Genomic DNA, 21,235 nt, shown 5'->3' on the forward strand with positions numbered 1-21,235 from the left:
CTGACGCCGGAGGGGATCGTGCTCGACGGCCGGGAACTGCGCGCCCGGGCCGTCGTCGTCGCCACCGGAGCCGGGGCCGCGGCCCGCCTGCTGCCCGGCCTGACGCCGCCCGCGGTCCGGACCGTCACGACGCTCTACCACGCCGTCGAACGCTCGCCGCTGCCCGAGCCCACCCTGCTGGTCGACGCCCGCCGCAGGTTCCTCAACACGTGCGTCCTCACCGAGGTGCAGCCCGGCTACTCCGGCGACGGCAGGGCCCTGGTGTCGACCTCCGTGCTCGGCGCACCGGGCCCCGTGGAGGAGGCGGCCGTCCTCGGCGCCCTCGCCGAGGCGTACGGCACGGACACCGGCACCTGGGAGCCGGTGCACCGCGTCACGGTACGGGGTGCGCTACCCGCCATGGCCCCGCCCCTGCCGCTCTCCCGCACGACCCGCTTCGCCCCGGGCCGCTACGTCTGCGGGGACCACCGGGCGACGGGCTCCCTCCAGGGGGCACTCGCCTCGGGAGCGCGGGCGGCCCGTGAGGTGCTCGCCGACCTCGACGCGGGCGGCGGGCCCTGACGGGACGTCACCCGGTCCGGGTGGCCCGCTCCTCGAACAGCCGGGCGGTGGTGGGCCGGTCGCCCCAGCCGGCCGCGCCGATCAGGTCGTACCAGTCGGGCAGGGTCCCGGCCGGCAGGTGCCGGCGCAGCAGTTGCCCGGGGAAGCCGAACGGGCCGGCCTTGGCGGGATTGTCCAGCGCCTGCCGGACGATCACGTCCGTCAGGGCGTAGGCGAGGTCGGCGCGGGGGAACGCGGCGTGCACGCGCTCGGCGAAGCCCTCGGGCAGGAGCTCCCTGCCCCGTCCCAGCACGTCCACCGAGATGCCGGCGTGGACCAGTGCGACCTCCGGGCCCTTCCGTGGGGCGATGCCCTCCGAGGTGTGCAGGGCGACGGCGTCCCACACCACCGCCACGGCCTCCTCGTCGGCGCCCAGTTCGCGCAGGAAGCGGGCGGCCAGGTCCGCGCCGTCCACCTCGAACCGCTGGTGGCCGTTGCCCTGTTCCGACAGTCCCAGGTCGTGCAGGACGCAGCCCAGGAACACCAGCTCGTCGTCGAAGTCCGCTCCGGCGGTCATGCCGTCGTGGTCCGCGAGCGCCCGGGCGAAGAGGTAACTGCGCACGCTGTGGCGGAAGACGACCGCGGGCTCGACCTCCTCGGCGTAGTGCAGGGCGCGGGCGGTCAACTCCGTGCGGGGCAGGTCGAACGCGTCGTGGACGGCGGGCGGGGCGACGGACATCGCAGCGGCTCCTCAAGGGTGCGGAAGGGGAACGCTCCCGATCGTGCGGCCGGGCGCGCCCCCCGGCCAGCGGCCACAATGCCGTCATGCGCTAAATTCCGGCCATGACTCTCGTGGTGGCCGTTCTCGCGCTCGACGGTGTCGCCCCGTTCGAACTGGCCACGCCGGGACAGGTCTTCGGCATGGCCAACGAGGCCGCCGGCGCCGCGCGCTACGAGATCCGGGTCTGTGCTCCCGGCCGCGGCGTGACGACCTCCCCCGAGCACGGCGCCTTCCGGATCGACGCCCCGTACGGCCTCGACGGCCTCGTCGGCGCCCATACCGTCGTGATCCCCGCGCACTCCGGCTTCCTGGCCCCGCCGCCCCCGGCCGTCACCGACGCGCTGGCGCGGGCGGCGGCCCGGGGGGCGCGTCTGGCCTCGGTGTGCGTCGGCGCCTTCACCCTGGCCGCCACCGGGCTGCTGGACGGGTACCGCGCCACCACCCACTGGCAGTACGCCGACGAGTTCGCCCGCCGCCATCCGCGCGTCGAGGTCGATCCCGCCGTCCTCTTCGTGGACCACGGCCATCTGGTCACCTCGGCCGGGGTGGCCGCCGGACTCGACCTGTGCCTCCACCTGGTACGACGCGACCTGGGGGCGGCGCTCGCCGCCGCGACCGCCCGACGCGTCGTCATGCCGCTCCAGCGGGACGGCGGCCAGGCCCAGTACATCGAACGCCCCGCGGCCCCGGCCGATCCCGGCGCCCTGCAGCCCCTCATGCGGTGGATGGAAGGCCGCCTGGAGCAGCCCCTCACCCTCGGCGAGATCGCCGGCCAGGCCAGGATCAGCGTCCGCACGCTCAACCGCCGGTTCCGTGCGCAGGCCGGGACGACCCCGTTGCAGTGGCTCCTGCACGCCCGCATCCACCGGGCCCGGCAGCTGCTGGAGAGCACCGACATGCCCGTCACGCTGCTCGCCGACCGGACCGGATTCGGTTCACCGGCGACCCTGCGCCACCACTTCACCCGCCACACCGGCACCTCTCCCCACGCCTACCGCGCCGCCTTCCGGCAACGGGACCGCGACGGCAGCCCCTGAGCGGCCTGTCCCGGGCCGGGGCGGGGGCGGGGCGGGGGCCGGACGGGGGCACGGAGGCGGTTTCGCGGCAGACGGCGTAGCGTCGTGGGACGGCGGCCGCGCGGGAGCGGCCGCGACGGGCACCGCGGAAGAGGAGGGGGTGGCGGGTCGTGGAGCGGTTGTCGTTCGCGAGCGAGAGCCTGAGCGAGACGGAGGCGTTCCTCTCCGACGCCTACACCCCGATGCGGATCGGCGGCCGTCCGAAACGGACCGGGACCCGGGTCGAGCGGCGCACGGCGGGCGGCCTGGTCGTCGACGAACTCGCCTTCGACTACGCGATGTCCTACGACGCCGGCTGCCTGGAGCGGATCTGCCTGCTGACGATCCACCGGGGCACCGTCGCCGACACCACCGGGGGCGAGGAGGAGGTCCACGGTCCCGGCGAGACGTTCCTGGTCTCCCAGCCCGACCGGCCGTACACCGGCGAGGTCCGCGCCGCCGCCTACACGATCACCATGTTCGACCCCGGCCTCCTCACCGCCGTCGCAGGCGGCCCCGACGGGGGTACCGTACGGCTGACCGGGCAGCGGGCGCGCGACGCCGCCGGCGACCGGATCCTGGAACGGACCGTCGCCTACCTGCGCGACGACGTCATGGCCGGACCGGCGGCCGACCAGCCGCTGGTCGTCGCCGGCGCCGTCCGCCTCCTGGCCTCGGCCGCCCTCTCCGCCTTCCCCCACACCGACCTCGACACCTCGCCGGCCCGGGTCGACCGCGGGGACGCCACCAGCGACACGCTCCGCCGCGCGATGGACTTCATCGAAGCCAACGCCGACCGGGACATCGGCCTCGCCGAGATCGCCGCCTCCATCCCGCTCACGCCTCGGGCCGTGCAGTACGCCTTCAGGCACCACGCCGGAACCACCCCGCTCGCCCACCTCCGCCGGGTCCGCCTCGCCCGCGCGCACGCCGAGCTGAAGACCGCGGACCCGAGCACCAGCTCGGTCATCGGGATCGCCGCCAAATGGGGCTTCGGAAACCCCGGCCGCTTCGCCGTCGAACACCGCGCCACCTACGGCGTCAGCCCCGCCACCCTGCTCCGCACCCGCAGGTGACCGGGGCCGGTCGCGGTCAGGGCGGTACCGGTGATCCGCGCGCGCTTGCCACGACTCCGCGACGGGTGGCACCACCGGGTCGATGCCCCGGCGGGGCGGTTGGATCACCACCCGCGTCGGCATGCACCACCCGGTGCGGCCGAGTAGGCGCGCCCCCGCGGCCGACGCCTCAGCAGGACTGCCCGCCCGAGCCCGGCGGCCGGTCTCAAGCCGGCTTGCGCCATACGGAGACGTGCTTCCCGGAGTCCTGGGTGAACGGAGCCCCGTCCCAGTCCGCGACGCGTCGTTCCAGCTCGAGCCCGGCGATCCGGGCCATCAGGTCGAGCTCGGCCGGCCAGGCGTACCGGTGCCGGGAGTTCTCCCGGCGGTAGCGGCCGTCCTCGCCGTCCCGGGTGAGGTGGTGCGAGACGAGGACCTGCTCGACCAGGTCGAAGGTGTCGAAGCCGAGATGCCGCTCGGAGACGTCGAACGGCACCGCGACCTGGCCGGGCGGTCCACGCATTTCCGTTGCCCCCGGCGCGCTGCCGGCACCGCCCCCGCCCACTGGTCTGATGGGCAATCAGCAGGCTCCCTCGTCCCGGACCGTCGTGAGGGTCGTCCCGGGCCCCAGGGGCAGGCTCAGCACGAAGGACCAGCACTGATCGGCGGGATCGGCGTCCCCGAACCATGCCGACACACGGACTTCGCCGGTCTCGCGCCGCACGGCCCACCGGCTGCCCGAGCTCGCCCGTCGTATCTCCTCGTCCGTCAGGGTGCCGTCCCGGGCGGCTCTCAGCAGCCCCTGACCGGTCGTCGCCTTGTCTCGTTCCAGCTGGTCCTCCATACGTCGGCGCTGGCCATCGGGCAGGGTCCTCCCCAGCCACCAGAGCAATCCTCCGATCACGGCGAGTGTCGCGAGCACAAGGAGGAGGAGAACGGCGACGGCCGTCCGAACGGCCAGGCGCCGCAGGGACGGAGGCCGTCGTGGTCGCGGTGTCTCGTAGAAGCTCACGGGCACCACACTGCACCACACCGGTTGCTCCCGGGGAGCCGGTCTCCGGCCGTCGGGGAGCTAACGGGCCGCTTCCGTCAGCGACTTCGACAGGCCTTCGGTCAACCACCGGTGCGCCACCGTCATGTTCAGGCCCCGGCCGCCGGTCACCGTGTCGACGAGGCCCCAGTAGCGTTCCAGGCGGGGGTCGAATCCCGAGGAGCGCGACACCAGCCCGTGCAGGAACGTGCGGAAGGCGGGGGTGTCGAGCTCGCGTCGGGCCCTTGCGTGGGCGGAGACGAACGCGTCGACCGCCGCCCCGGCGTGGGGCGGCCGGCCCTGGAACACGGCGGCGGCCGTCAGGGCGGCGGCCTCGTCCAACTCCGCGTAGAGCGCCGGGGCGCCGCGCATCTCCTCCTCGTGGTCCTGCGTCCAGCGGGTGAAACGCGGGCTGGAGATGAGCAGGTGGAGTTCGGCGTAGGCCAGCGCGGAGTCCGGGCCGGGGTCGTTCGGCGGCTCCGGGGAGAGCATCGCGACCATGCGCTCCAGGCGGTGGCGGGGCATGGTCCCGGACAGTTCGCGGAACCAGTGGTCGGTCAGGGCGCGGTGCGCCTGCGGGAGCCGCTGCACCCGGGCGAGGATCTCCAGGCGGTGCAGCCGCTCCCCGCTCGGGCAGTCGTCCAGGGCCTTGAGGGTGGCCTGCCGCCAGCGCAGCTCGACGAGTCGTTCCTGCACGGCCTCCAGCTCGGATTCCACCAGCTCGTGCAGGGAGCACTCGCCCGTGACGACCCGTGTGACGGTGGCGATCGGAGTGTCCAGCGCGCGCAGCCGGCGTATGAGCCGGATCCGTTCCCACGCCTCGGGTCCGTAGCGGCGGTGCCCGCCCGCGCTCCGGGCGGCGACGGGCAGCAGGCCGCTGTCGGAGTAGTAGCGGAGGGTCTTCACGGGGACCCCCGTTCCGTCGGCGAGTTCACCGATGCTCCACGTGGTCTGCGTCACAGCCCCTTGAACCTCCAGCGCGCGGGAGGTCCTAGCGTAATCCGCGACCGAGCCCGGGCCGCCGGGCCCCCCGCGGCACCTGCCGCCCCACCACGACCGAGAACGGCGGACACGTATGCCCCCGACCACCTCGCCAGGAATCCGGCGACGCCGCAGAGGCGGACCCGTCACGGCACTCCTCGCCCTGCTCTGCGCCCTCGCGAGCCTCGTCACCCTGACGGCCGCCCCGGCCGCGGCCCTGCCGGCGGCGGACCGGAGCGATCCCGTCGTACGGACGGATCACGGGCCGGTACGCGGCGCGGCGCACGGCTCGTACGCCACCTTCGACGGCATCCCGTACGCCGCTCCGCCCGTCGGCCGGCTGCGCTGGCGGCCGCCCGCACCGGCCGCCGCGTGGCACGGCGTACGGGACGCCAGGGCGGCGGCCCCGCGCTGCGTGCAGATGCCGCCGCCGGGGGCGGCGGCGGGGACGGTCGCCGGGTCGGAGGACTGCCTCTACCTCAACGTCACGACGCCGGCTCCGGTGCGGCCCGCGGCCGGGCGGCCCGTGCTGGTGTGGCTGCACGGCGGTGCCTTCCTCGGCGGTTCCGGCGGTGACTACGACGCCGGGCGGCTCGCGGCCGGGGGCGGCGCCGTCGTCGTCACCGTCAACTACCGGCTGGGGATCTTCGGTTACTTCGGACACCCCGGCCTCGGCTCCGCCCCGCCGTTCGGCCTGGCGGACCAGCAGGCCGCCCTGCGCTGGGTGCGCGCCAACGCCGTGCGCTTCGGGGGCGATCCGGACCGGGTCACCCTGGTCGGCGAGTCCGCGGGCGCGCTCGGCATCTGCGCGCACCTCACCTCGCCGGCGGCGGCCGGGCTGTTCCAGCGGGCCGTCCTCCAGAGCGGCTCCTGCTCGATGTCCTTCCCCCGGGGCGCCCTCGGTCCCGGTTCACCGGCGTACGAGCCCTTCGCCGCGCAGCGCGACGTCCAGGCGGCCGGTACGCAGGCCGCCCGGCGGCTGGGCTGTACGACGGGGCGTGACGAGGACGTGGTGGCCTGCCTGCGCGGGCAGAGCACGGACCGGCTCGCCACCGCGGAGCTGATGCAGTCGTTCAACCGGCCCGCGTACGGCAACGCGCTGCTGCCCGAGGCGCCGGAGGAGGCGCTGAGGGCGGGACGCTTCCACCGGGTTCCGCTGATCCAGGGAACCAACCGCGACGAGATGCGCATGTTCGTCGGGCTGTCCCTCGCCGCCTTCCCGATCGGCACCGAGGCCGAGTACCGCGCCCGTCTGGTGGACGCCTTCGGGAGCACGGCGGCCCCGGCCGTCGAGGCGCAGTACCCCGCGGCCGGCTATGCCACGCCCGCACTGGCCTGGGCGACGGTGCTCACGGACCGCTCCCTGGCGTGCACGACGCTGGCGGCCGGCCGGACAGTCGCCGCGCAGGCGCCCGGACTCCCGCTGTACGGCTACGAGTTCGGCGAGCCGGAACCACCCGTACCCGCGGGCCTGCCGCAGAACCCCGGCTTCCCCTACGGCGCGGCGCACGGCTTCGAGCTGCCGTTCCTGTTCCCCTCCGTGCCGACGCAGCGGCCCCTGACCGCACCCGAACGCGCTCTGTCCGACCGGATGGTGGCCTACTGGACGGCCTTCGCACGCACCGGCAGCCCGAACGGCCCCGACGCCCCGCCGTGGCCCGTACTGCGCTCCGCCGGGCCCCGCGACCAGCCGGTGCTGTCACTGGCCTCCGGCCCGGACGGGATCCGCCCCACCGACGCGGACTCCGCCCACCACTGCCCGTTCTGGGACACGCTCGACGGCCGGACCGGCTGACCGGGCGCTCCGGGCGCGACCGCTCCCGCCCGTGGCGGGGCGGATCCAGGTCAGGCGGGTTTCCACAGCCAGACCGTGTCGTTGCCGCCGGCGCTCGTACCGCTGCTGCAGCCTGCGGCCAGGGTCTTCCCGTCGGGGCTGAACGCCAGTGCCTCGACGGAGGCGCCCGGTTCGTGGGTGGAGGTCGGGGTGCCCGAGGTGGTGGACCAGACGAGGACCTTGCCGTCGCGGTCACCGGTGGCCAGGGTCCGCCCGTCCGGATGGAAGGCGATCGTCTGGACCGGGGAGTCGTGGCCTTCCAGGGTGGTGACGTCCTGCCGGGTGGCGGTGTTCCACAGGCGTACGCCGGTGCCCCGGTCGGCGAAGGCGAGGAGCTGGCCGTCGGGGCTGAAGACCGCGCCGGTCGCGCCCTGGGCGTCGAGGGTGGCCAGTACGGTGTCGGCCGTGCCCCTGCGCAGCTGGAGCGGCCATCCGGTGGCCAGCATCGTGCCGTCGGCGCTGTAGGCGGCCGGACCGTTCTTGACGTCCTCGTGGAAGGCGAGCCGGGATCCCGTGCCGGTGTCCCAGAGGTACAGGCCCCGGCCGCTACTGGCGACGAGGGTCCTCCCGTCGGGGCTGAGGCCCAGGCCCTGGATGAACCCGTCCTGGGCCTGGCCCGTGGTCTCCCCGGTGAACGTCCCGACCGTGCGGCCCGTGGCGACGTCCCACTTGAGGATCTTGTGCTCCTCCGCCCGGTACAGCGTCCCGAGGTCCCGGCTGAAGACGTGCGCCTGGTTGTAGGTGGCGATGCTGATACGGGTGACGCCCGCCTTCTTGCCCGGCGGTGACCAGCGCCAGATCTGGCCGTCGCCTCCGGCGGCGACCAGGGTGCCTCCGTCGGCGCTGAAGGCGAGCCCGTAGGTGCTGCGCGGGCCCTCGAGGGCGTCGCTCCCGCCGAGCAGCAGGTAGGCGGGGATCCCGGCCGCCGCGACCGCGGCCGCCGATGCGCCCCCGATGAGCAGGGCGCGCCGCGAGGGGCCGCGGCGGGTCCTCGTGGCCCCGGCGGACGGCGGGCCCGGGTCCTGCCGGACGTCTGGGACCGGATCGCGCTCCGTGGTCGGCTGCGGGGTCCGGACGGGCGGGGTCGCCACCACGGTCCGTTCACGGCTGGGCCGGGGTGCCCGCGCCCCCTCCGCGACGGCGGCCGCGAACCGTGCGGGCAGGCCCTGCGCGTCGGGGCGGTCGGCCGGGTCCTTGGCGAGGCAGTCGACGAGGAGGGCCCGGAGCTCGCCGTCGATCCCGTCGAGGGCGGGCGGTCCGTCGAGGATCCGCTGGACGACGCCCGGCAGGGAGGGCGCGTCGAACGGGCCGCGGCCCGTCGCGGCGAAGGCGGTCACCGCGCCGAGGGCGAACACGTCGCTGGCCGGTCCGGCCCGGTCGGCGCGGATCTGCTCGGGCGACATGTAGGCGTAGGTGCCGATCACGGATCCGGTCGCGGTCAGTGAACTCGCGTCCACGGCGCGTGCGATGCCGAAGTCGATGATGCGCGGCCCGTCCTCGGCCACGATCACGTTGCCCGGCTTGAGGTCCCGGTGGACCAGCCCGCACCGGTGGATCGCCGCGAGTCCTTCGGCGAGCCCCGCCCCGAGGCGCAGCGCCGCAGCCGGTCCGAGCGGCCCGCCCTCGGTGATCGCCCGGTGGAGGGTGGGTCCCGGTACGAACGCGGTGACCAGCCAGGGGGATTCGGCCGCCGGGTCCGCGTCCACGACCTGCGCCGTGTGGAACCCGCCGACCTTCCGGGCGGCCTCCACCTCCCGGGCGAACCGTTCCCGGAAATGCCCGGTGCCGGCCAGCTCCGCACGGATCAGCTTCACCGCGACCGGCCGGCCGCCCGGCGAGGTGCCGAGGAAGACCTGGCCCATGCCGCCTTCGCCCAGCCGTCCCTCCAGGCGGTAGGGGCCGACCCACCGCGGGTCGTGCGGCAACAACGCGTCCATGAACACCGTCCGTCGAGAGGAAGAGAAGGGCCGCCGGTCAGGCGAGCTGCCAGAGCTGGATCGTGCTGTCCGACGGGCTGAAGGCCGCCGCGAGGGTCTTGCCGTCCGGGCTGAAGGCCAGGGCGGAGAGCAAGGGGGCGGCGGGCGACTGCCGGAGGTCGGCGGTGAGGGTCCGGGCGATGCGCCCGGTGTCCAGGTCCCAGAGGCTGATCGTGCCGCCCGTGGCCGCCCTGGCCTTGTCCGTGACGTCGTCCCCGGGACCGAACCCGAAGCCGCCGCCCGCGATCACCGGATGGCCCGGCCGGTAGGCGGCCTCCTCCAGGCGCCGGTGCGGCGAGGTGAGGGTGGCGGTGGGCCTGCCGGTCGCCAGGTCCCACAGGTGGACGCCGGGCCCCGCACCGCCGATGGTCTTTCCGTCCGGGCTGATCAGCACCCTGTTGAAGCGGAACGCGACGGAGTCGTCGGTGAACGTCCTGGGCTGTTCCCCGCCGCCGACGTCCCAGAGCAGCACCCGCTGGCGGGAGGCGGTGGCCACCGCCTTGCCGTCCGGGGTGAACAGCACGCCGGACGGCTCCCCCGCGTCGAGCTTCTTCAGGCGGCGTCCGCTCGCCAGGTCGAGGAGCTGGACCGTGCCCGCGCCGGCCGCGGCGAGGACCGCGTTGTCGGGACTGACGGCGAGGGAGTACGGGGTCGGGAGCGAGTACGCCTCGAACCCGGAGAGCGGGGGCAGCGGCGTCCGGGTCCGCACGTCCCAGCGCCGCAGCGTTCCGTCCTGGCAACTGGCCGCCAGCGTACGGCCGTCGGGGCTGAAGACCAGGCCGTTGGCGCGCGGGGGTTCGCCCGTGAACCTGGCGACCGTACGGCGGGTGACGGTGTCCCACAGCCACAGCTCACCGGCGGACCCGGCGGCGGCCAGGGTCCGGCCGTCCGGACCGAAGGCGAGGGACACCAGGGGCTGCGGGTGGCCTTCGAGGCGGGCCACGGGCCGGGTCCGGTCCGGCTGCGCCGCCGATCCCGTCCAGGAGTCCCGCAGCAGGTAGGCGGGTACGGCGACGGCGGCCGCCGCGGCGCCCATCCCGCCGAGGAGCAGCGTACGGCGGGACACGGCCCTGGACCGTGCGGCTTCGGGTACGGGTACGGGTAAGGGGTCCGGTGCGGATTCCGGTGCGGGTACGGATCCCGGTGCCGATCCATGTGCGGGTGCGGTGGGCGTACCGGGTGGGCCGGGCGGGGCCGGGGGTGCCTCGGCCGGCTGGGTCGGGAGGGCGTGCAACGCCGCAGCGGCCTCGGCGTCGAAGGCGGCGGGCGGCGGCCCGAAGGCGCCGGCCGGTGCGCCGGGCGCCGCGTACGGGCCTCCGCCCGGCCCGGTGACCGAGAGACGGGCCAGCACCTCCTCCATTCCGGGACGCCCGGCGGGGTCCTTGGCGAGGCAGGCTTCGGCCAGTTCGCGCAAGGCGGCGGGCAGTCCGTCGAGCCGGGGCGGCTCGGTGACCACGCGGTGCACGATGGCCGGCACGGTCGTCGCGTCGAAGGGGCTGCGGCCGGTCGCCGCGAACACGAGCACCGACCCGAAGGCGAACACGTCGCCGGCGGGCGAGAGCGCCTCGCCCCGCACCTGCTCCGGTGACATGTAGGCGTACGTCCCGATGACCGATCCGGTCCGGGTGGGCGCATCGGTGCCCGGCTGGAGCGCGATGCCGAAGTCGATGATGCGCGGCCCGTCCCCGGCCACGATCACGTTGCCCGGTTTGAGGTCCCGGTGCACGAGCCCGCAGCGGTGGATCGCGGCCAGCCCTTCGGCGATGCCCGCGCCGAGCCGCAGCACGGCTTCCGGGTCGCGGGGCCCTTCGGCGTCGACCAGCTGCTGCAGCGTCGGACCGGGTATGTAGGCGGTGGCCAGCCACGGCGGTTCCGCCGCCGGATCGGCGTCCACGACCTGCGCCGTGTGGAACCCGCCGACCTGCCGGGCGGCGGCCGCCTCCCGCGCGAACCGCTCCCGGAAGCGCGCGGCGGCGGCCAGCTCCGGCCGGATCAGCTTCACCGCGACCCGGCGGCCGCTCGCCGACGTGCCGAGGAAGACCTCCCCCATGCCGCCCGCGCCCAGCCGTCCCTCGAGGCGGTAGGGGCCGACGTCCCGCGGATCGCCGGGGCGCAGCGGCCCGACCGTGGAACTCCAGGTGCCGCCAGGGCGTATGGACTCTGTCACGCTCGGCATTGAACCATGATCCCCTGCAGGGCAGTTGAGGACCCGGTACTTCCGTGCGGAGCGGGGCACGTCGAACGCCGCCGCCGGGGCCGGTGGGGTGCCGGGGTCAGGAGGTTGCGCTCTGCCTCAGCCCGGCCAGGGCGAACGCGCGCTGCGCGGGGTGGGCGCCCGAGCCCGGGAAGGCGAGCACCGTCCGGAACTCCCGGTTCGCTTCGCGGACCCGGCCGGCCGCGTGGTAGGTGCGTCCCAGTCTGCCGCGGATCTCCATCTCCATGCGGGTCCGCTGCGATTCGTCCGACGCGGGCAGGGAGCCGAGCCGGGACAGGGCCTCGTGGTGGAGGGCCATGGCCGCCTCCAGGTTCCCCGCACCCTGCTCGGCCGTGCCGAGCATGCTCAGCGTGATCGCCGTCAACGGGACGTCGCCCGCCCGCTGGACCAGATCGGCCGCCCGCCGCAGGAGCCCGGCGGCCTCGGCGAACCGGCCCAGTTCGAGGTGGACTTCGGCGGCGCTGCCCAGAGCCCTGCTGATCATGGCGGGCCGGCCGTTGACCTCGGCGTGGTCGGCGGCCTCGGCCAGCCGGCGCAGGGCGTCGTCGGGCCGCCCGAGGATGCGGTGGGCCGTTCCCAGCACGCAGAGCGCCATCGCCAGCAGCCACTCGTCCTCCAGCAGCCGGGCCAGCCCTACGGCCGTGGCCAGCGGGGCCAGCGCCCGCTCGGGCCGGCCCGCGTTGAGCTCCGCGGCCCCGATCCCGCTCAGGGCGCGCGCCTCCTCCCGCCGGTCCGCGCGCCGGCGGCTCAGCCGCAGCGCCTCGTCGAACGCCGTCCGCGCCCGTGCGGCGTCGCCCAGCAGGATGTCCACGAGCCCCGTGCAGTTGCGCAGGGCGGGGGCCATCCGCCGGTCGGCGGCCCGGTCCGCATGGGGAAGGGCGACCTCCAGCGCGGCGCGGCCCTCGTGGTAGCGGCCGCGGCGCACGAAGTGGTCGGTCAGCGCCTCGGCGATCCAGCAGGCGTGGTCGGCTTCTCCGAGGGCCGCCGCATGACCGACGACGTCGGTGAGGTCCGCGTCCCCGGCGTCGAGCCAGGCGCTCGCGGCGGCCCGATCCGGGAAGGCGCCCGTCGGCGGCGGTCCGGTGGGGAAGCCGCGCGCGCCCCAGTCGCTGGCGGTCCGGCCCGCGTCCGTGTAGAGGCGCAGCACGGCGTCGCGCGCCGGCCCGGCCTCCCCCGGCACGGCCTCCGCGAGCCGCCGGGCGTGCACCCGTACCAGGTCGTGCAGCCGGTAGCGGCCGGGCCGGGGCTGCTGCACCAGGCTCGTGTCGACCAGGCTCTCCAGCATCCGCTCGATCTCGGCCGCCGGCCGGCCCAGCATCACCGCCGGCGCCAGCGCGTCGAACTCGCCGGCCGGTGTCAGCCCGAGGACGCGGAACGCCTGCTGCCGGGCGGGGGTGAGCTGGTCGTACGACGGGCGGAAGGCGGCCTCCAGGCTGCGTTCCCCGGTGCTGAGCTCGCCGAGCCGCCGGTCGTCGTCGGCCATCCGGCCCACCAGGTGGGCGAAGGTCCAGGCGGGACGGGTCTGCAGTCGTGTGCCGGCGATGCGCAGGGCCAGTGGCAGGCCGCCGCACAGCCGGGCCAGCTCGCGCGCCGCCGCGTCCTCCCCGGCCGCGCGTTCCTCTCCGACGAGACGCCCCAGCAGGGCGTGCGCGTCGTCCGGTTCCAGCGGCTCCAGCGTGACGCGCCGGTCGGCGTCGAGGCCGGTCAGGCGCCGGCGGCCGGCCACGATCACCAGGCTTCCCGGTCCGGCCGGGAGCAGCGGTGTGACCTGCGCGCTGTCCAGGGCGTCGTCCAGGACGAGGAGCAGGCGCAGGGGGCCGGTGGCGTCCCGCCAGGCGGCGGTGAGCTCGTCCAGGTCGGCCGGTACCTCGCTGTCCGCCGTTCCGATCGTGCGCAGGAGCCGGCGCAGCACGCGCTGCGGCGACGGCCTGTGGCGCCCCGGGCTGTGGGCGCGCAGGTCGACGAAGAGGCAGCCGTCCGGGTGGCGTTCGCGCAGGTCCTGGGCGGCGCGGACGATCAGGGCGCTCTTGCCGACCCCGGCGATGCCGTCGACGGCCGCCACCGCCACCGAGTCGGGCGGGAACGCGGCGGTCAGCAGGGCGCGTTCGTGTTCCCTCCCGACGAAGAGGCCCGGGACGCCCGGCAGTTCGTTCACGGGGCGGCGGGGCCGCGGCGGCACGGGACCCGCGGTGGCGGCGGCGGACGGGGAGGTGGCGGGCGGGGCGCCGGCGGGCCGGGAGGTGGCGCCCGCTGCCGTGGCGGGCCGGGAGGTGGCGCCCGCTGCCGTGGCGGGTGGGGTGGTGTGGCGGGCCACCGCCGGTCCGAGGAGCAGGTCGTCGTCGCGGCGCAGCACCGCTTCGTACACCCCGACCAGCGCGTCGCCGGGGCTGACCCCGAGCTCGTCGCGCAGCCGCCCCCGCATGGCCTGATAGGCGTTCAGGGCCTCCGCCTGGCGCTGTTCGGCGTACAGGGCGCGCATGTGCAGGGCCAGGAGCGACTCGTCGTACGGTTCCGCGGCGGACAGCGCGGCCAGACCGTCGAGGGCCTCGCGGGCCCGCCCGAGCAGCAGGAGGCAGGCGAAGCGCTCCGCGCGGAGCGCGCTCCGCCGCCGCGACAGCCGCTGCCGCTCGGCCCGCGCGTACGGGCCCGGCAGCCCGGCCAGGGGCTCCCCGCGGAACAGGGCCAGGGCGTCGGTGAGCCGGGTCACCGCGCCGGCCACGTCGCCGGACGCCTTCACGCGCTGCGCCTGCGCCGCCCCCTCGGCCAGCTCGGCCACGTCGAGGCGGACCGCGTCGGCGGCCATGCCGTACCGGCCCTGGCTGCTGCGGATCACCGACTCCTCGTACGCGGTGCCCCCGGGGTCGAGCTCCTTGCGCAGCGCGTAGACGTAGGTCGGCAGGACCCGGTGGCCGGAGCCCGGCGGCGCGGGGCCCCACACCCGGTCGAGCAGCTCCTCGTGGCTCAGGGTGGTGCCCGGCCGCAGCGCCATGGCGGCCAGCACGGCCTGGCGCCGCAGGGGTCCCAGCGCCAGCGGCGTCGTGCCCCGCCAGGCCCGTACCGGTCCGAGCAGCTCGATCCTGATCCGCTGCGGTAACTCCCCTTCCACGAGCGCCCCTTCAGCCACGTCATCGGAATTTCATCAGCATTGCAGTGCCGGGGTGCATCGTTGGCAAGGGTTCGCGGCGCCGGGTGGACCGAATGGCTTGAAATCGGGGGAACGCATGACGGGTTCGGTGCCCGCACGCCACGGGGCGGTACCGGAGTGGGGCGGCAGCCGGGAGGTGACCAGGTACCTGTGCGCGGCCGTGTACCTGGACCGCGAGTATGCGAGGTCGCTCGTCAAGGACGTGGCCGCGGAGCCGCACCTGGCCGTGGCGGCGGCCCCGGCGTGCGACGTCCCGGTGGTGCTGCGGCACGCGTACATCGCCAACGCCCGCAGGCACAGCCGGGACATCCTCCTGGCCGTCCTCCTCCTGTTCGCCCTCGTCTTCCTGCTGGCGGTGGGGAACGTCGCGCTCTTCCTGGTGGTGTTCTTCCTCTCCTGGCTGACGGTGTTCTGGTTCGAGTGCTCCACCAAGTACGGCGCGGCGCTGCGGAGTCTGCGTCCGGACGCCTTCGACCCCGCGGCCGCTCCGGCGCCGGTCAACGCGAGCGTCGCCGCCCGCCTGCGGCAGATCGACGCGTACGCCGCCGGGAACGTCACCACCTACAGCGGGTATTCGCCGTTCACCGGGTACGGTTCGCCGCGCGAATCGTGGTCGCTCGCCTTCGACGTCACCGCGGCGGGCCGACTGGGCGCCGAGCCCCGGGAGTTCGATGTGGTGGACCTGTACGCGCACGTCGCGGCCCGGCTCGCCACGCTGGGCCTGCCCTGTCTGGAGATCGAGGAACGGGTCTTCGTCGAGGGGTGGGCCGTCCGGGAGGACCGGCGCTTCCTGCCGGATCCGCTGGGCCGGCCCGTGACCGCCGTCTCGGCCGAGGCCCTGGACGCGCTGAAGCGGGCGCCCGAGGAGAAGGTCAGGCCCTACCTCGGCGTGCACTCCACGGGCTGGGGAGGCGAGCTGGTGACCTCCCTCTTCGTGCGGTTCGTGCGCTCGGACTCCAGTCTCGTCGTCGAGGCGGCCCCCACCGTGCTCTTCCCGCTGAAGGACGCCTACCGGGTCGTCGACACCCTGATGCCCGTCGCGCCCGTGCGGGACGTGGTCCTGCTCGCCCTGGACACCGTGCTCCCCACGGTGTTCGAGCTCCTGGCCGCGCCCTGGCGCGCCATCGCGGGATTCGCCCCCGACTTCTGGATGTACTTCCGGGTCCGGGGGCAGGACAAGCTGATCACGCAGCTGCGCCGCTTCGACTACGGGGCCCGGAAGTCCGTGCGCGGCGACGTCGCCGACGGGAGCCACCAGCGCTACTTCCAGGAAGCGGACAGCACCATGGTCCTCAAGGCGATCGAGAAGAGGGTGCTGGACGCGCTCGTCGAATTCGCGGAGGACCACGGGATCCGGACGGACGAGCTGGTGCAACGACAGGAACTGATCATCAACCACGGGATCATCGCGAGCCACGGAGCGAGCGTCCAGGCCAGTCCGGTCGCCTCCGGGGAGAACGCCAAGGCGTCGGCGAAGGTCCTCAGGAAACTGCCGCGCGTGAAGCTCGACTGACCAAGGTGAGGGGCGACGGAAGACATGGGGAGCAGCAACAACGGGATCAACGCCACGGGCGGCTCGCACGTCGTGTCCTCCGCCGTGGCCAGCGGCCGGGACGCGCGGGCGGTGGTGCACACCGGCGGTTCGGCGCGGGCGGGGGACGGGCGGCAGCAGTCGCCCGAGGAGATCCGGGAACTGGTCTCCCGCCTCATCGAGGAGCTCGGCCGTTCCGACCACCCCGACCGCGCCGACCTCATCGAGGTCGCGGAGGACGCGCGTGAGGAACTGACGTCGGAGAACCGGCGCACGGGCAAGCTGCGGATGCTCGCCCGGACGCTCGTGAGCGCGGTGGCGGGGTTCTCCGCCCTCGCCTCACTGGCGCGTCCGATCGAAGAGGCGGTACGAGGCCTGTGAGGGAGGGGGCGGCAAGGAGATGACCACGCCTCCCTCCCGGCCCACCGGGCCGGACTACGTCCGCGTGGGGGCCACCGTCTTCCCGCGGTGGCTCCCGTGGCTCGTCGCGGTCCTCGTGGTGGCCGGCGGGGGCAGCACGGCCGTGCTCCTGGCCAGGGCTCCCGATCCGGGTCACGGCGGACAGGCGGCGGGCCCGCCGTCGCAGTCACCGGCCTGGTCCCCCGGCACGCAGCCCCCCGTCCCGCCGGCCGCCACCGAGACCTCCACCCCGCAGCCGCCGTCCCCCACCCCTCCTCCCGCGACCCACCCGGCCCCGGAGCCCACCCCGCCGCCGCCGGCCGCGGACGATCCCGCGGAGGTGGTGGAGGAGTACTACCGGGACCTCGCGAACCGCGACTTCGACGCGGCCTGGGAGCTCGGCGGCAAGTACATCGCCCACACCACGTTCGGGAACTGGGTGTCCGGCTACGACTCCACGGCGGCCCTCTCCCTGGCCTCGGCGGGCACCGAGGGCGGCGGCCGGGTCCGGGTCCTGATCCGCGCCCTCCAGACGGACGGCACGCTGAAGACCTACGGGGGGACCTACACCGTCTCCGGCGGTGTGATCGTCAGCGCGAGCGTCACCGAGCAGTGAGCCACTACGTGGCGGGGGCGAGGTGGTGTTCGTAGGTCTGGAAGCCGTCGCGGACGCCGAGGATGACCTCGCCGAGGACGAGGAGGCCCTCGCTGATGAGCGGCGTGTCGCGCAGGGCCTCGACGAGGAAGTAGTAGGCGCCCAGGTCCTCGGTCTCCAGGACCGCGAAGTCCGAGAAGCGGCCGCTGAACGCCTCGGCGTCGAAGAACCGGGCCGTGACCCGGTCCGCGTACCGGGCGAAGACCGGCTCGATGTGCGTGGCGCGCATGCGGTTGCGTTCCTCGCGCGGCAGCGCCAGCCAGCGCGGCGTGAGCGTGTAGGTCAGCACGATGCCGTAGGTCATGAGTCCCCCGAAGCCAATTGTTTACACCGTTAACTCTTGCGGCAAGCTAAAGTGATACCCGTTAACTTTGTCAAGTGGAAGGCGGACCGGCCCAGATGAGGGACTCGTCCGGAACCGCAGCCCCGGCGGCACGGCGCCGCCACCGCGTGCGCGAGGAGGCACTGGCCGACGCGATGCGCATCGCCCGCCGGCTGCTGGTGGAGGAGGGGCCCGCCGCGGTGACGGTCCGCGCGGTCGCCCGGGAGATGGGCCTGACCGCGCCGGGCCTCTACCGCTACTACGCGGGCCACCGCGAGCTGGTCCAGGCCCTGGTCTCACACCTCTACGAGGAGCTCGCCGCGGCCCTGGAGACCGCACGCGAGCGGCGGCCGACGGACGGGCCGGGCGGGCGGCTGCGGGAGGTGTGCCGGGAGCTGCGGCGATGGGCCCTGGCCCACCCCCAGGAGTTCACCCTGCTGTTCGCCAAGCCCGTGGCGGACGCCGGCACGGCCCCCGAGGACGCCGCGCACGACTCCAGCTGGCGCTTCGGAGGCGTCCTGCTGGATCTCATGGTGCAGATGTGGCGCCGCGGGGGCGTCCACGTGCCGACGGACCTGGACCCGGCCTGGGCGGAGCAGCTGGAGGAGGTGCGCGAGCACCTCGCCGGCGCGCCGGTGCCGCTCGAGGTGATCTACGTCTTCGTCGCGTGCTGGGCCCGCCTGTACGGGGCGGTGGCGGTGGAGGTCTTCGGCCACCTCGACTTCGCCCTCACCGACCCCGGCCCCCTCTTCGAACGCACCGTCGACGACATCCTCACGCTGCTGGGCGACCCGTCCGCCTGACCGTCAGGCCCGGGTGGTGAGGCGGGTGAGCGCCGCGTCGTGGCGGGCCTGGAGTTCCGGGCTCGGCGCGGCCTTCAGGAGGGCGCCGAGCGCCCGTACCGCGGCGTCCTCGTTGCCGGACGACTCCGCCTCCCGGGCCGCCAGTTCGAGCTGTCCGATGCCCCCGGCCTCGTCGCCGAGCCCCAGCAGCGCCTCTCCCCGCACGATGAGGAGCAGGATCCGGGGCACGTCGGCCGTGCCGGGTGCGCCGCCGTCGAAGGCCAGGGCGTCGTCGGCCGTGTCCAGGGCCTCGCGCCACCTCCCCGCGTCGGCCCGGTGCCGGGCGAGGTGCTGCAGGGCCAGCCTCTCGATGGTCCGGTCACCCGCCCCGCGCGCCAGCCCGACCGCCCGCTCGCACCCCGCCGCGGCCTCGTCCAGCCCTCCGAGGGCCGCCTGCGCCAGGGCCAGGACGAGCAGGGCGTTCGCCTCGGCCACCGCGTCGCCGGACCGGGAGGCGAGTGCGGAGGCGGCCCGCAGGTGGGTGAGCGCCTCCGGGAGGCGGCCTTCCTCGGTCAGGACCCAGCCCAGCACGTTCAGCACGCGCGCCTCGCCGTACGCGTCGGCGTCGGCGCGTGCCGCCGCCAGCCCCGTCTCCAGCAGCGGCACCCAGCCGTCGCGGACCCGCCACACCATCAACGGCCAGAGCGTGAGGACGATCCGCCACGTGCGGTCGTGCAGTGCGGCGGCGTGCGCGGCGGCCGCCGCCCGGGTGAGTTCGTCCCGCTCGGCCGCGTACCAGGCCACGGCGGCGGCGCGGTCGCCGAACTCCCGTACGGCGGCGGGCGCCAGGAAGTCCGCCGGGAGCGGGAAGCAGTCCTCGTTGCCGGGCTCGGCCGCCGCCACCGCCGCGAGGGCCGTGGCCACGTAGTGGTCGAGCACGCGCGTCAGCGCGGCCGGACCGGCGTCCAGGCTCCGGGCGTAGAGCCGTACGAGATCGTGCATCGTCCACCGGCCGGACGCCGTCTCCGTGACGAGGTGCGCGACGGCCAGCCGCTCCAGGCAGGCCTCGGCGGCCGCCGGGCCGGTGTCCGCCAGGGCGGCCGCCGCGTACCGGTCGACGTGCGTACCCGGGTGGCGGCCGAGGCGGGCGAACAGGCCGGAGACCTCCTCCGGGAGCTGTTGCAGCGTCACGCGCAGGGCCGCCCGCACGCCGGTGTCCTCGACGTCGAGCAGGGCCAGCCGGCGCGTCTCGTCGGACAGTTCGGCGGCCATCTCCTCCAGCGACCGGTCGGGCCGCTGGGCCAGCCGGGCGGCCGCCACCCGCAGCGCGAGGGGCAGCCCGCCGCACAGCCCGGCCAGCCGCCGCGCGGCCGCCGGCTCCGCGCGAACGCGGTCCGCTCCGAGTACCCGGGCGAGGAGCATCGTGCCGTCGTCCGGGCCGAGCACGTCCACGGCGACGGGCGTGGCGCTGTCGGTGACGATCAGCCCCGGCAGCCGGTGCCGGCTGGTGACGACGGTGACGCAGCGGCGACCTCCCGGCAGGAGCGGCCTGACCTGCTCGGAGTCCCGCGCGTTGTCGAGTACGACGAGGAGGCGGCGCTCCGCGGCGAGGAGGCGGAACAGGGCGGCCGCGCCGTTCGCGGACTCCGGCATCCCCTCCTGCGGCACGCCGAGCGCGGAGAGGAACTCGCGCAGCACCTCGATCAGGGCGGGCTCGCCGGTGTCACCGAACCCGCGCAGGTCGGCGTAGAGCGTGCCTTCGGGGAATCCGGCACGGCCCTGGTGGGCCCAGTGCAGTACGAGGGCCGTCTTCCCGACCCCGGCGGGCCCGACCACCAGGCAGACCGGCGCCTCGCCCGCGGCGGCCCGGGACAGGGCGGCGAGCTCGGCCGCCCGCCCGTGGAAGCCGCGCGGCGCGCGCGGCAGCAGATCGGGCGTGGCGGTCCGCGCGGCCGGGTCCGGTCCTGTGGCGGCGGGCGCGACCTCCGTGGTGCGGGCCCGGCGCGGGCGGCCCAGGCTCGCGGTGTGCTCCAGCTCGCGGGCGCCTTCCGGGTCCAGGCCGAGGGCTTCGGCCAGTGCCTGCACGGTGCGGCGCTGCGGCCCCCGGGAGCGTCCGCGTTCCATGTACGAGAGGGCGCGCACGCTCACTCCCGCCGCGTGCGCGAGCTCCTCCTGGCTCAGCCCCGCCCGCGTCCGCAGGCCGTGCAGCAGCGCGCCGAAGGCGCCGGTCGCCGGTGTACCGGTGTCCACGTCTGGATTTCCCCTGGTCAGTGCGGCCCAGCCGGAACGCCGTACCTCGCCCGCAAAAGTATGCACGACCCTACTTTTGCGGGTGAAACGCGGGCGGCGGCGAGGGGGCGACGACCGGGTGGTGCGGGAGACGATGACGGGGTGGTGGCGGACCCTGTCCGAGGCCGCCGGCGGGGCGGACCGGGTGTCGCTCGACGACGTCCTGAACGTGGTCGACGTCCTGCCGGACATGCCCGAAGCCGTGCACGGCACCGCCGAGGCGATGTTCGACGTCGTGGACGCCGACGGCGACGACGCGGTCGACCGGGCCGAGTACAAGCGGATGATCGAGGCGTTCAGCGGCCGGAGCACGGACACCGACACCGCCTTCGGCCGGCTCGACCTCGACGGCGACGGCCGCATCAGCCGGGAGGAGTTCCGCGCCAACTGGTACGAGTTCTGGGCCGGTGACGACGCGTCCGCCCCCGGCCGGCTCCTCTTCGGCCCGGGCACCTTCCTCTGACCGCCGCCGACTAGCCGGACTCGTCAGGAGCCGCCCGCTGCCGTCCTCACCGCTCGGGGGGCACCACCGCGCCTGCTCCCCCCGCTGCGGCCGGCCGGCGGCGACGGAGGCGGTACCAGGCCGACGCGGCGACGCCGGCGCCCGTGAGGAGGACGGCCGGCCACGCGAAGCCCGTGCCGGAC

At 75.3% G+C, this 21,235-nt stretch carries 17 protein-coding genes and 1 pseudogene; 9 read left to right on the forward strand and 9 right to left on the reverse strand.

What is annotated here, in order from left to right:
* A partial coding sequence (locus tag ACFVXK_RS27135) for an FAD-dependent oxidoreductase (protein WP_389616048.1) occupies nt 1–561 on the forward strand: 561 nt, incomplete at its 5' end.
* A gap of 7 nt (nt 562–568) precedes the next feature.
* Here ACFVXK_RS27135 and ACFVXK_RS27140 read toward each other — a convergent pair.
* Nucleotides 569–1,279, reverse strand: coding sequence for an HD domain-containing protein (locus ACFVXK_RS27140; RefSeq protein ID WP_389616051.1), 711 nt, complete (start codon nt 1,277–1,279; stop codon nt 569–571).
* 104 nt (nt 1,280–1,383) lie between these two features.
* On the opposite strand from ACFVXK_RS27140, the gene ACFVXK_RS27145 reads away from it, so the two are divergent.
* The gene (locus ACFVXK_RS27145) at nt 1,384–2,358 is read left to right on the forward strand and encodes a GlxA family transcriptional regulator (RefSeq protein WP_389616054.1); all 975 of its coding nucleotides are present in this window, start codon (nt 1,384–1,386) and stop codon (nt 2,356–2,358) included.
* Between the two features lie 149 nt (nt 2,359–2,507).
* Nucleotides 2,508–3,452, forward strand: a complete 945-nt coding sequence (locus tag ACFVXK_RS27150; RefSeq protein WP_389616057.1) for a helix-turn-helix transcriptional regulator — start codon at nt 2,508–2,510, stop codon at nt 3,450–3,452.
* Nucleotides 3,453–3,657: 205 nt separating this feature from the next.
* Here the strand turns inward: ACFVXK_RS27150 and ACFVXK_RS27155 are convergent.
* The 3 genes and pseudogenes from ACFVXK_RS27155 to ACFVXK_RS27165 form a co-directional block, all read right to left on the reverse strand.
* A pseudogene (locus ACFVXK_RS27155) lies at nt 3,658–3,945 on the reverse strand (SAM-dependent methyltransferase); the annotation flags it as partial.
* A 66-nt stretch (nt 3,946–4,011) separates the two neighbouring features.
* A complete protein-coding gene (locus tag ACFVXK_RS27160; protein ID WP_389616060.1) occupies nt 4,012–4,275 on the reverse strand; it encodes a hypothetical protein in 264 nt (87 codons plus the stop codon).
* A 228-nt stretch (nt 4,276–4,503) separates the two neighbouring features.
* Entirely contained in the window at nt 4,504–5,421 is a 918-nt protein-coding gene (locus ACFVXK_RS27165) for a MerR family transcriptional regulator (RefSeq protein ID WP_389616063.1), read from the reverse strand.
* Nucleotides 5,422–5,536: 115 nt separating this feature from the next.
* Between ACFVXK_RS27165 and ACFVXK_RS27170 the strand changes: the two genes are divergently transcribed.
* Nucleotides 5,537–7,237 (forward strand): carboxylesterase/lipase family protein, encoded by a 1,701-nt coding sequence (locus tag ACFVXK_RS27170; protein WP_389616066.1) that lies wholly within the window; start codon nt 5,537–5,539, stop codon nt 7,235–7,237.
* Between the two features lie 50 nt (nt 7,238–7,287).
* Here the strand turns inward: ACFVXK_RS27170 and ACFVXK_RS27175 are convergent, their stop codons facing one another.
* From ACFVXK_RS27175 to ACFVXK_RS27185, 3 genes are all read right to left on the reverse strand, one after another.
* Nucleotides 7,288–9,213, reverse strand: a complete 1,926-nt coding sequence (locus tag ACFVXK_RS27175; protein ID WP_389616069.1) for a WD40 repeat domain-containing serine/threonine protein kinase — start codon at nt 9,211–9,213, stop codon at nt 7,288–7,290.
* 37 nt (nt 9,214–9,250) lie between these two features.
* Nucleotides 9,251–11,419, reverse strand: coding sequence for a WD40 repeat domain-containing serine/threonine protein kinase (locus ACFVXK_RS27180; RefSeq protein WP_389616072.1), 2,169 nt, complete (start codon nt 11,417–11,419; stop codon nt 9,251–9,253).
* Nucleotides 11,420–11,525: 106 nt separating this feature from the next.
* Nucleotides 11,526–14,573, reverse strand: coding sequence for a BTAD domain-containing putative transcriptional regulator (locus ACFVXK_RS27185; protein ID WP_389616075.1), 3,048 nt, complete (start codon nt 14,571–14,573; stop codon nt 11,526–11,528).
* Between the two features lie 115 nt (nt 14,574–14,688).
* Between ACFVXK_RS27185 and ACFVXK_RS27190 the strand changes: the two genes are divergently transcribed.
* The 3 genes from ACFVXK_RS27190 to ACFVXK_RS27200 are packed head-to-tail and all read left to right on the forward strand — an operon-like array spanning nt 14,689 to nt 17,158.
* Nucleotides 14,689–16,125 (forward strand): zinc ribbon domain-containing protein, encoded by a 1,437-nt coding sequence (locus ACFVXK_RS27190; RefSeq protein WP_389616078.1) that lies wholly within the window; start codon nt 14,689–14,691, stop codon nt 16,123–16,125.
* A gap of 24 nt (nt 16,126–16,149) precedes the next feature.
* A complete protein-coding gene (locus tag ACFVXK_RS27195; RefSeq protein WP_389616081.1) occupies nt 16,150–16,524 on the forward strand; it encodes a hypothetical protein in 375 nt (124 codons plus the stop codon).
* 19 nt (nt 16,525–16,543) lie between these two features.
* Complete coding sequence (locus ACFVXK_RS27200) at nt 16,544–17,158, forward strand: hypothetical protein (RefSeq protein ID WP_389616083.1); 615 nt, start codon at nt 16,544–16,546, stop codon at nt 17,156–17,158.
* 4 nt (nt 17,159–17,162) lie between these two features.
* Here ACFVXK_RS27200 and ACFVXK_RS27205 read toward each other — a convergent pair whose 3' ends face one another.
* Nucleotides 17,163–17,501, reverse strand: coding sequence for a darcynin family protein (locus ACFVXK_RS27205; protein ID WP_389616086.1), 339 nt, complete (start codon nt 17,499–17,501; stop codon nt 17,163–17,165).
* 95 nt (nt 17,502–17,596) lie between these two features.
* On the opposite strand from ACFVXK_RS27205, the gene ACFVXK_RS27210 reads away from it, so the two are divergent.
* On the forward strand, nt 17,597–18,322 hold the full coding sequence (locus ACFVXK_RS27210) for a TetR/AcrR family transcriptional regulator (RefSeq protein ID WP_389616089.1): 726 nt from the start codon (nt 17,597–17,599) through the stop codon (nt 18,320–18,322).
* Nucleotides 18,323–18,325: 3 nt separating this feature from the next.
* Here the strand turns inward: ACFVXK_RS27210 and ACFVXK_RS27215 are convergent, their stop codons facing one another.
* Nucleotides 18,326–20,551 (reverse strand): helix-turn-helix domain-containing protein, encoded by a 2,226-nt coding sequence (locus ACFVXK_RS27215; RefSeq protein ID WP_389616091.1) that lies wholly within the window; start codon nt 20,549–20,551, stop codon nt 18,326–18,328.
* Nucleotides 20,552–20,672: 121 nt separating this feature from the next.
* Here ACFVXK_RS27215 and ACFVXK_RS27220 point away from each other — a divergent pair, with 121 nt between their 5' ends.
* Nucleotides 20,673–21,053, forward strand: a complete 381-nt coding sequence (locus tag ACFVXK_RS27220; protein WP_389616094.1) for an EF-hand domain-containing protein — start codon at nt 20,673–20,675, stop codon at nt 21,051–21,053.
* Nucleotides 21,054–21,235: the final 182 nt, after the last annotated feature.

It is taken from the genome of Streptomyces sp. NPDC058157, from assembly GCF_042884105.1.
Lineage (GTDB): Bacteria > Actinomycetota > Actinomycetes > Streptomycetales > Streptomycetaceae > Streptomyces.